This window comes from Streptomyces bambusae (genome assembly GCF_019400985.1).
GTDB lineage: Bacteria > Actinomycetota > Actinomycetes > Streptomycetales > Streptomycetaceae > Streptomyces > Streptomyces bambusae_A.
In genome coordinates, this window is sequence record NZ_WTFF01000268.1 from 1 (window position 1) to 10,014 (window position 10,014).

Here is a 10,014-nt window from a genome sequence, read left to right on the forward strand (position 1 = left end):
GCCGGCGGGGCGGCGGCCGGAGCGGCGGGGGCGGCAGACGCCACGGGCGCAGGCGCGTGAGGGGCAGGGGCAGCGGGGTGCTTTTCCAGGTCCACGTCAACCAGCATAGCCAAACACGATAGATCGCGATACTGCTGAGCGAGTGCCGCTGTGAGTGCCGGGAGTGTCCGGGTGAGCGCCGAGTGAGCCTTACCTCACAGACACGCCCCCCAGGAGAGGTCCTACGCTGGTTGACTGCGCTGCCAACAGTTCGCCAGCGCTGTCTGCCGAGTGAGGAATGGCCAAGATGCCGGAGTTCGCGTACACCGACCTGCTCCCCCTGGGAGAGGACAAGACTCCCTACCGACTGGTGACGTCCGAGGGCGTGTCCACGTTCGAGGCTGACGGCCGTACGTTCCTCAAGGTCGAGCCCGAGGCGCTGCGCAAGCTGGCCGAGGAGGCCGTCCACGACATCCAGCACTTCCTGCGCCCGGACCACCTCGCGCAGCTGCGCCGCATCATCGACGACCCCGAGGCCTCGTCGAACGACAAGTTCGTCGCGCTCGACCTCCTCAAGAACGCGAACATCGCGGCGGCCGGCGTGCTGCCGATGTGCCAGGACACGGGCACCGCGATCGTCATGGGCAAGCGCGGCCAGAACGTCCTCACGCAGGGCGGCGACGAGGAAGCCCTCTCGCGCGGCATCTACGACGCGTACACCAAGCTCAACCTGCGCTACTCGCAGATGGCCCCCCTCACCATGTGGGAGGAGAAGAACACCGGCTCGAACCTGCCCGCGCAGATCGAGCTGTACGCGACCGACGGCGGCGCGTACAAGTTCCTCTTCATGGCCAAGGGCGGCGGCTCGGCCAACAAGTCCTTCCTCTACCAGGAGACCAAGGCCGTCCTCAACGAGGCGTCCATGATGAAGTTCCTGGAGGAGAAGATCCGCTCGCTGGGCACGGCGGCCTGCCCGCCGTACCACCTGGCCATCGTGGTCGGCGGCACCTCGGCGGAGCACGCGCTGAAGACGGCGAAGTACGCCTCGGCGCACTACCTGGACGAGCTGCCCACCGAGGGCTCGGCGCTGGGGCACGGCTTCCGCGACCTCGACCTGGAGCAGCAGGTCTTCGAGCTGACCCAGAAGATCGGCATCGGCGCGCAGTTCGGCGGCAAGTACTTCTGCCACGACGTGCGCGTGGTCCGCCTGCCCCGCCACGGCGCCTCCCTGCCGGTCGCGATCGCGGTGTCCTGCTCGGCGGACCGCCAGGCGGTCGCGAAGATCACCGCCGAGGGCGTCTTCCTGGAGCAGCTGGAGCGGGACCCGGCGCGCTTCCTGCCGGACACCACCGACGAGCACCTCGACGAGGCCGGCGACGTGGTGCGGATCGACCTGAACCAGCCGATGGACGACATCCTGGCGACCCTCACCCGGCACCCGGTGAAGACCCGCCTGTCCCTGACCGGCCCGCTGGTCGTGGCGCGCGACATCGCGCACGCCAAGATCAAGGAGCGGCTGGACGCGGGCGAGGGCATGCCGCAGTACCTCAAGGACCACCCGGTCTACTACGCCGGCCCGGCCAAGACCCCCGAGGGCTACGCCTCGGGCTCCTTCGGCCCGACCACGGCCGGCCGCATGGACTCCTACGTCGAGCAGTTCCAGGCGGCGGGCGGCTCCAAGGTCATGCTGGCCAAGGGCAACCGCTCCCAGCAGGTCACCGACGCCTGCGGCAGCCACGGCGGCTTCTACCTCGGCTCGATCGGCGGCCCGGCGGCCCGCCTGGCCCAGGACTGCATCAAGAAGGTCGAGGTCCTGGAGTACGAGGAGCTCGGCATGGAGGCGGTCTGGAAGATCGAGGTCGAGGACTTCCCGGCGTTCATCGTCGTGGACGACAAGGGCAACGACTTCTTCCAGAACCCGGCCCCGGAACCCACCTTCACCCACATCCCGGTCCGCGGCCCGGGCCTGAGCTGATCTGAAGCCGTACGCGCGTTGAGAGCCCCTGGCCACCGCTGGGGGCTCTCTGCGTGGGCGCGGTGCGTCGGGCGTGACCTCCGGGCAGGTTTCCTGTTCTGGAAAGCCGGGGGTCTTGACCTTGATCACGGCTACTCGGAACCATCGAACGCGGCAAAGGCTGTCGACCTGAGGGGGATGCCGTGAGCGGACCGTTGCGGAAGCTGTCGGGCAACCCGGAGGTGTCGCGCGTTCACGTCCTGCGGTCCCCGCTGACCGAATATCTGCGGTACGAACTGGCTGCATACCCCGGCAATGTCAAGGCCGGGGAAACCATCGGGATCATCGACCTGGCCGAGCAGAGCGTGACCGGACTCCCTGATCACGATTTCTGGTTGATGGATGACCGCGACGTCTACCGCATGCACTACACCACCGAGGGCAAGTTCACGGGGGCAGAAATCCTGCCCCCGGACAGGCTCACGGAGTACCAGGGTTATCGCGACCGCGCCCTGACGGCCGCTACGCCGTTCGCTACGTACTGGGAGCGGCACCACTGACCGGCGATTCACTCGGTACAGCCCTGCGGGCACTACGGGAAACATCGGGACTCACCGGTGACGTAGTGGCCCGCAGGGCTTCCATGTCTGCCGGGAAGCTTTCCAAGATTGAGAATGGGAAGGTTCGGCCGACCGTTCAAGACGTCGACCTGGTCTTGTCGGCTCTCGGGGTGTCTCAGGCGGTGAAGGACGAGTTCCTGAACACTGCCCGCGCCGAAGCCACGGAGGCCATGGCGTGGCGCCTGCTCCGCCGTATGGGCCCCTGGAAGCATCAGAACACCATCAAGGCCATTGAGGCGGGAACTCGGACGCTCCGTCTGTTTCAGGGGCAGTTGGTACCGGGCCTCCTCCAGACCCCCGAGTACGCCTCAGCCGTGTTCAGCGTCCCCCCGGTGTTGCCGGCTGAGACCAGGGCGCGCACCGTCGCAGCGAGGATTGAAAGGCAGGAGACCTTGCACGACCCGGAGCGAACGTTTCGGTTCCTCATCTGTGAGCACGTCCTTCGATGGCGCGTACCGCCCCCGATCGTCCTTGCGCTGCAACTCGATCGCATTGTGTCCCTGTCGCGTCTCCCCAACGTCAGCATCGGGGTGCTGCCGCTTGATCCACCCATGCCGGATTTCCCGATGACGTGCTTCAGCCTCCATGACGACCGAATTGTGATCGCGGAGACCTTCCATTCAGAGATCACGACGCGCGACCCGAAGGACGTGCAGACCTACGTCGACACGTTCGAGAGGTTCGCCGCAGCAGCCGTCTACGGTGACGAAATGAGGGCTCTCCTCGTAAGCATGCGAGATCACTTCTTGCGCGAACAGGAAAGCTCCTAGGACCACGCACCGCATCCGGCCACCATTGGTTGTCGATTCCCGGAGTGGCGAGGGGTGCGCAATGACAACCAGGACGGACACGTTCGAGTACGCGACGTACACCGCAAAACGCGAGACGTGTCCGTCGTGCAGCATGCCCATCCCCCTTGACCAGCTCGCCCGACGGGGAATGCTCGGACAGAAGGACGGCCCGCCGAAAGTCGCCTACTGGCACACCCGGTGCGTCAACGCGGACGGGTCGCGCCGATGACGCGCCGAAGGAGGACCCGGGCACGTCACAGGTACCCGGGTCCTGCTCTGAAAATCGCCCCCTACCGGCCGGTGGTCAGGTAGCGGGCCTCGGTGGGGGTGGCATACCAGCCGGTGGCTCGTGCGGCGGCGGTCTCGGCGATGGTCAGCCCGTACACCGTGCGCAGCAGTGCGATCGGTACCCCGTCGGGTCCGCCGACCGGCAGGTGGACCGTGCCCTCACGGGCCACGATGCGCTCGCGGACCCAGGGCGGCGGGACGCCCCAGCCGCGGTCGCAGGCCTGGACGGAGTAGCGCGGGCAGTAGTCGTACGCCTCCCAGCGGAGCCGGCCGTCCTGGACGGACTGCCGCTCCTCCCGGACGCACTCCTCGCAGGGCTCGCAGTGGAGGCTCGCGTACAACTGTTGTTCGGTCATCCGGACAGCATGCGGTACCGGGGCGTCCCGTGGGGGCGGGTAGCGTCTGGGGGTATGACACAGTTGCCGCGCCTCACCGCACGCGACGTGCGGGTCGTCGCTCATCGCGGGGCCTCGTTCGAGCACCCCGAGCACACGCTCGCCGCCTATCGGCAGGCCATCGCCGACGGGGCGGACGCCCTGGAGTGCGATGTGCGGCTGACCGCCGACGGGCGGCTGGTGTGCGTGCACGACCGGCGGGTGGAACGGACCTCCGACGGGCGCGGGGTGGTCTCCGCGATGACGTACGAGGAGCTGGCCGCGCTCGACTTCGGCGGCTGGAAGGGTGAGGCGCACCGGGGTGCGCAGGTGCTGCTGTTCGAGGACCTGCTCAAGGAGGCCCTGGCCGCGGACCGGCCCGTCGGGCTGGCCGTGGAGACCAAGCACCCCACCCGCGCCGGCGGCCGCCTGGAGGCCGAGCTGGTGCGGGTGCTGAAGGACCACGGGCTCGCCGACGGCGCCGGTGGCCGTGTCGAGGTGATGAGCTTCTCGCGGAACGCGCTGGTCAGGTTGAACCGGCTCGCGCCCGGGCTGCCGGCCGTGTACCTGATCGAGCGGGCCGTGCGCCCGCCGCGGCCGCCGTTCGCGGGCCACGCCGGGCCCGGCATCGACCTGGTGCGCCAGGATCCGGGGCTGGTGGGGCGGCTGAAGGCCAAGGGGCTGCGGGTGCGGGTGTGGACGGTGGACGAGATCGAGGACGTGGAGCTGTGCCTGCGCCTCGGCGTGGACACGCTGATCACCAACCGGCCCCGGCAGGTGCGGGAGTACCTGGACTCCCTCTGATCCGCGCAGCGTCGCGGCGCCGGTGGGTCTGCCGATCGGGGCAGGCGTGCCGCGCGAGATCCTGCCGATCGGCGGATGGAGGGGCGCGGGGGCGCGGGCGAGGCTGGCCTTGTGCCCGAACGGGGCGCCTGACCAGGGGAGTTCATATGAGGGTTCGTATGCGGTTTCGTACCGCTGCCGTGTCCGTCGTCGCGCTGGCCGCCGTCGCCGGCCTGGTGTCCGCCGCGCCCTCGCCGGCCGCGCCGAGCCAGGCCGCGCCGAGCCAGGCATCGGACGCGGGCACGGGCGCTGGCGCCCGGGCCGCCGCCGTTCACGGGGCCGCGCGCGTGCTGTACGCGTACGCGTCGCCGGACGACGAGATCCGGTTCGCCGTGGACGCGGAGGCGGCCCCGTACACCCGGCCCTTCGTCCTGGACGGGGAACGGCAGCCCGGCATGCCGGTGGACGCCAAGGGCAAGGTCACCGTGTACCACCGGGTGGCGGCCGACGGGAGCCTGGGGACGTCCGAGGCCGAGGTGGACTGTCTGGTCACCGGCGACGGGGTGGCGACCCTCACGGCCGTCGTGACGAAGTCGAACGTCTGGGAGCAGGGGGACCGGTTCGGCATCAGCGTCCAGGACGGCCGCCGCGGTGGGCCCGACCGGCTGGGCTTCTCCTGGGGCGTCGCCAACATCGACCCCGGCCGCGAGCCCTTCAACCCGCGCGTCGGCACCTGCATGGCCCCCGCGCCGTTCGCCACCGTGACCGAGGGCGGTTTCGAGGTCGCCTCCGCCCCGCTGCCGCCGCTGCGCGGGTGAGTTCCCGGCACCCCGCGCCCCGCCCATAAGAAACAGAACATCCGGCCGGGGTGCGCCGGCCGGATGTGGGGGGTCGTACGGGGATGTGCGGCGGGGTCTACGCGAAGCGCTGGTTCGCCGAGCCGTTGCACGGCTGGAGGCGGGCCGGCTCGTGCGCGGCGGCGACGGTCACGCACAGGCCGGTGGCGGCCGCCGGGCGCAGGGTGGCGCCGTCGCGGACGAACTGCTGGTTGGCGCCGCCGTGACAGTTCCACAGGATCACCCCGGTGCCGGCGGCGTAGGAGGCGCCGGGCACGTCCAGGCAGCGGTCGTGGGTGAGCTCGGAGTGGACGGACCTGCGCGCGGCGTCGTACCACCAGCCCTGGTTGCGCCCGCCGTGGCAGTCCCAGCCGACGACCTCGGTCTCGTTGGCGCTGGCCCCGCCGAAGGTGTCGAGGCAGTTGCCGGTCGCCTCGTTCCGCAGCGGCTTGTAGAGGTCGTCCCAGGCCCCGCTCTGCAGGACCGGGGTTCCGGTGCTCGCCGGGTCGGCGCAGGAGGCCTCGCTCAGGCCGGAGCCGTAGAACTGGGTCAGGCAGGACGCGAACGCGCCGTGGCCCCGGTAGTTGGGGTGGAAGGACTGCCGGGCGGTGTTCTCGTCCCACGGGAAGTGGTCGCCGAGGTCCAGGTAGAGGCCGCGGGCCCAGGCGTCCTCCATGCAGACCTCGTGGCCGTGGAAGAGCCGGGAGTTGTCCAGGTAGAGGGCCCCGGAGTTGCGGGCGGCCGCCCGCATGCCCTTCTCGAACGCCGGCACCGCGTCGTTGCGGCCCCAGGTGGCGTCCGAGTCGTAGCCGGCGCAGCCGCCGGGCAGCTTGCCGGGGAAGTTCGGGTTGTCGTAGAAGTCGGGGCCGATCGGGCTGGGGTAGCCCATGACGACGAGCTTGTAGTCGGTGTCGGCGTAGCCGGCGTCGCGCATGACCTTCTTGAGGTCGCCGACGGTGGCCTCGACCTTCGGGCGCAGCCCGTCGACGCGGGCCTGCCAGCCGGGGGCGTACTTGGGCTCGCAGGTGCCCTGGCTGAGGACCCAGCGGGTGACGCAGTCGGTCATGACCGGGCCGAACTGGAGGTCGTCGTTGGCGCCGGCGACCAGCAGCACCATCTTGATGCGGGTGTTGCGCGCCTTGATCGCCAGGCTGTCGCTCTGGACCAGCTCGTCGGCGTACTGCTTGCTGCCGCCGATCCTGATGTTCCCGGTGTACGCGCCCGAGCAGGCGACGTTGAAGGTGAGGTCGGCCGGGATCCCGGTGCGGTGGATCGCGGTGTCCGGGGAGCGGTGGCACTGGTTGGACGAGGTGTTGGTGGCGGGGTCGTAGTTGCCGACGCCCTCGCCGGATATCTCGCTGTCGCCGAGCGAGATCAGCCCGGTCTTCCGCTCGGCCATCGGGCGGATGGCGGGGTCGCCGTAGATGCGGGTGGCCTCCGCGGCGCGGACGGCCTCCAGTTCGGGTGGCAGCGGGGTGGCCGCCGGGCCCGCGGCGGGTGCCGCCTGGGCCATGGGGGTGATGGCGGTGACGCCCCCGAGGGCGGCCGCGATCGCCGCGACGGCGGCGAAGGTAGATCTGAGTCTGGGTTTGATACGCGCCATGAGCGCCTCCCCGGTGTCGGTGTTACCCCCGGTATTTACTGGCCAGTAGGGGAGTTGGGAACACTTCGAACAAGACAATTGCTCAACTTTTAGAGGAGGCCACGAACATGACCGACGATCAGAGCCCGCAGCAGCCCGCCCACACGTCCGGCGACACGTCCGCCGAGGAGTCCGGGGCGGCCGGGGCGGCCGCGGCGTACCGCGTGGAGCACGACTCGATGGGCGAGGTACGCGTCCCCGCCCACGCCAAGTGGGGTGCGCAGACCCAGCGGGCGGTGGAGAACTTCCCCGTCTCCGGCCAGTGCCTGGAGCGCGCCCACATCGCCGCCCTGGCCCGGATCAAGGCGGCCGCTGCCAAGGTCAACGCCGAGCTGGGGGTACTGGATCCGGACATCGCCGCGGCCGTACGGTCCGCCGCGCTGGAGGTGGCCGACGGGCGGTGGGACGACCACTTCCCGGTGGACGTCTTCCAGACGGGCTCGGGCACCTCGTCCAACATGAACACCAACGAGGTGATCGCCACCCTGGCGAGCGAGCGGCTGGGGCGCGACGTGCACCCCAACGACCACGTCAACGCCTCGCAGAGCTCCAACGACGTCTTCCCGTCCTCCATCCACATCGCCGCGACCGCCGCCGTCACCGAGGACCTGGTCCCCGCCCTCCAGCACCTCGCGGCGTCGCTCGCGGCCAAGTCGGCCGAGTTCGCCGAGGTGGTCAAGGCCGGCCGCACCCACCTGATGGACGCCACCCCGGTCACCCTGGGCCAGGAGTTCGGCGGGTACGCCGCCCAGGTCCGCTACGGCGTCGAGCGGCTGCGCGCGGCGCTGCCCCGGCTCGCCGAGCTGCCGCTGGGCGGGACCGCCGTCGGCACCGGGATCAACACCCCGCCCGGCTTCTCGGCCGCCGTGATCGCCGAGGTCGCCGCGAACACCGGGCTGCCGCTGACCGAGGCCCGCGACCACTTCGAGGCGCAGGGCGCCCGGGACGCGCTGGTGGAGACCTCGGGCATGCTCCGGACGATCGCGGTCTCCCTCACGAAGATCGCCAACGACCTGCGCTGGATGGCGTCGGGCCCGCGCACAGGATTGGCCGAAATCAATCTGCCCGACCTCCAGCCGGGCTCCTCGATCATGCCGGGGAAGGTCAACCCCGTGGTCCCCGAGGCCGTGCTGATGGTGGCCGCGCAGGTGACGGGGAACGACACGACGGTCGCGGTGGCCGGCGCCGCGGGCAACTTCGAGCTCAACGTGATGCTGCCCGTGATGGCCAAGAACCTCCTGGAGTCGGTCCGGCTGCTCGCCGCCGCGAGCCGCCTGCTGGCCGACCGCACGGTCGACGGGATCACCGCCGACACCGAGCGGGCCCGGGAGTACGCCGAGTCCTCCCCGTCCGTGGTCACCCCGCTGAACCGGTACATCGGCTACGAGGAGGCGGCCAAGGTCGCCAAGAAGTCCCTCGCGGAACGCAAGACGATCCGCCAGGTCGTGCTGGAGTCCGGCTACGTCGAGGCCGGAAAGCTGACGGAGGAGCAGCTCGACCAGGCCCTCGACGTGCTGCGCATGACCCGCCCGTAGGCATCTGCGCCGCCGCCCCGCGCCCGGGGCGGTGTGCGGCGGGCCGGGCCCGGCCCGCCGGACACCGCCTAAGATCTGCGCATGACAGGAACGCCAGGCCGCGGGGGCGGCGACGCGGGCACCGGCGCACCGGGCACGCAGGGGCCGGCCGCCTACTGGAAGCCCGGGGAGCACATCCTCTGGCGCTACCGCGACCACTCCCCCGCCGTGCGCGGCCGGGTCCACATCTGCCGCCCGGTGACCGTCGTCCAGGACACCGAGGACCTGCTGGCCGTGTGGATGGCCCCGGGCACCGAATGCGTCAGACCGGTCCTCGCCGACGGCACCGCCGTGCACGACGAGCCGCTCGCCACCCGCTACACCGCCCCGCGCACCACCGTCCGGTCGCGCTGGTTCGGCACGGGCGTGCTCAAGCTGGCCCGGCCCGGCGACCCGTGGTCGGTGTGGCTGTTCTGGGAGCCTGGCTGGCGGTTCAAGAGCTGGTACGTCAACCTGGAGACGCCCAGGACCCGGTGGGCCGGCGGGGTCGACTCCGAGGACCACTTCCTGGACATCTCCGTCTACCCCGACCGTACGTGGAAGTGGCGGGACGAGGACGAGTTCGCGCAGGCCCAGCGCGCCGGGCTGATGCCGCCCGCGCAGGCCGCCGGGGTCCGCGCCGCGGGCCGCTCGGCGGTGGAGCTGATCAGCGCCTGGGGGCCGCCGTTCAGCGAGCGGTGGCAGGACTGGCGGCCCGATCCGGCCTGGCGCGTTCCGGTGCTGCCGGAGGACTGGGACCGCACCCCGGCGCATATGACCTCATGAGACCCTTGATGCGCCCCCGGGGTTCAAACGTAGGATCGTCCTCCGGAAGGCTGCTACGTAAGTGGCAGGCTGTGCACAGGACTTGACGCCGAGCGGGCTGGAGGGCACCACCCGGACGAAGTTTTGGGGGAGGTGGCCGGGGGTGACGGTGCCCCCGCCGCTGAGCGGGTATACCGCGACTGAACGAGTTGAGTGCAGCGCACAACGAGCGCAAACGGACGGAATTCCACGCGTGACGGAGTACCCCACCTCTCACGAGGGCCCGCAGCCGCAGCCTGCCGCGGCGGGCGGCTCCGCGCTGTTCGCCTCCGCCGCGGGCCGGGACGACCAGAGCCACGGCAAGGCCCTCGCCCCGTTCCCTCTATACATCTAACAGCGCCGACGATCCTACCCGCGTAGATCTCTCGG

Annotated in this window: 9 protein-coding genes; 7 read left to right on the forward strand and 2 right to left on the reverse strand. The window is 70.6% G+C overall.

Annotated features, from left to right (window positions below):
• The first annotated feature begins 286 nt into the window (after positions 1–286).
• From GPJ59_RS27865 to GPJ59_RS27875, 3 genes are all read left to right on the forward strand, one after another.
• A complete protein-coding gene (locus tag GPJ59_RS27865) occupies positions 287–1,954 on the forward strand; it encodes a fumarate hydratase (protein WP_219670461.1) in 1,668 nt (555 codons plus the stop codon).
• 182 nt (positions 1,955–2,136) lie between these two features.
• Positions 2,137–2,493 carry a DUF6879 family protein gene (locus tag GPJ59_RS27870; protein ID WP_258025021.1) on the forward strand — a complete coding sequence of 119 codons (357 nt, stop codon included), beginning with the start codon at positions 2,137–2,139 and terminating at the stop codon, positions 2,491–2,493.
• Between the two features lie 23 nt (positions 2,494–2,516).
• Positions 2,517–3,323, forward strand: coding sequence for a helix-turn-helix domain-containing protein (locus GPJ59_RS27875; RefSeq protein WP_258025022.1), 807 nt, complete (start codon positions 2,517–2,519; stop codon positions 3,321–3,323).
• A gap of 311 nt (positions 3,324–3,634) precedes the next feature.
• Here the strand turns inward: GPJ59_RS27875 and GPJ59_RS27880 are convergent, their stop codons facing one another.
• A complete protein-coding gene (locus GPJ59_RS27880; RefSeq protein ID WP_219670462.1) occupies positions 3,635–3,988 on the reverse strand; it encodes a hypothetical protein in 354 nt (117 codons plus the stop codon).
• Positions 3,989–4,042: 54 nt separating this feature from the next.
• On the opposite strand from GPJ59_RS27880, the gene GPJ59_RS27885 reads away from it, so the two are divergent.
• On the forward strand, positions 4,043–4,810 hold the full coding sequence (locus tag GPJ59_RS27885) for a glycerophosphodiester phosphodiesterase (RefSeq protein WP_219670463.1): 768 nt from the start codon (positions 4,043–4,045) through the stop codon (positions 4,808–4,810).
• Positions 4,811–4,968: 158 nt separating this feature from the next.
• Complete coding sequence (locus GPJ59_RS27890; RefSeq protein WP_219670464.1) at positions 4,969–5,607, forward strand: hypothetical protein; 639 nt, start codon at positions 4,969–4,971, stop codon at positions 5,605–5,607.
• A gap of 97 nt (positions 5,608–5,704) precedes the next feature.
• On the opposite strand, the gene GPJ59_RS27895 is transcribed toward GPJ59_RS27890, so the two are convergent.
• Positions 5,705–7,228: a ricin-type beta-trefoil lectin domain protein gene (locus tag GPJ59_RS27895; protein WP_219670465.1), complete on the reverse strand. Its 1,524-nt coding sequence runs from the start codon at positions 7,226–7,228 to the stop codon at positions 5,705–5,707.
• A 107-nt stretch (positions 7,229–7,335) separates the two neighbouring features.
• On the opposite strand from GPJ59_RS27895, the gene GPJ59_RS27900 reads away from it, so the two are divergent.
• Both GPJ59_RS27900 and fomD read left to right on the forward strand, forming a co-directional pair.
• A complete protein-coding gene (locus tag GPJ59_RS27900; protein WP_308120523.1) occupies positions 7,336–8,802 on the forward strand; it encodes a class II fumarate hydratase in 1,467 nt (488 codons plus the stop codon).
• An 81-nt stretch (positions 8,803–8,883) separates the two neighbouring features.
• A complete protein-coding gene (gene fomD, locus GPJ59_RS27905) occupies positions 8,884–9,606 on the forward strand; it encodes a cytidylyl-2-hydroxypropylphosphonate hydrolase (RefSeq protein ID WP_219670466.1) in 723 nt (240 codons plus the stop codon).
• The last annotated feature ends 408 nt before the right edge of the window (positions 9,607–10,014 follow it).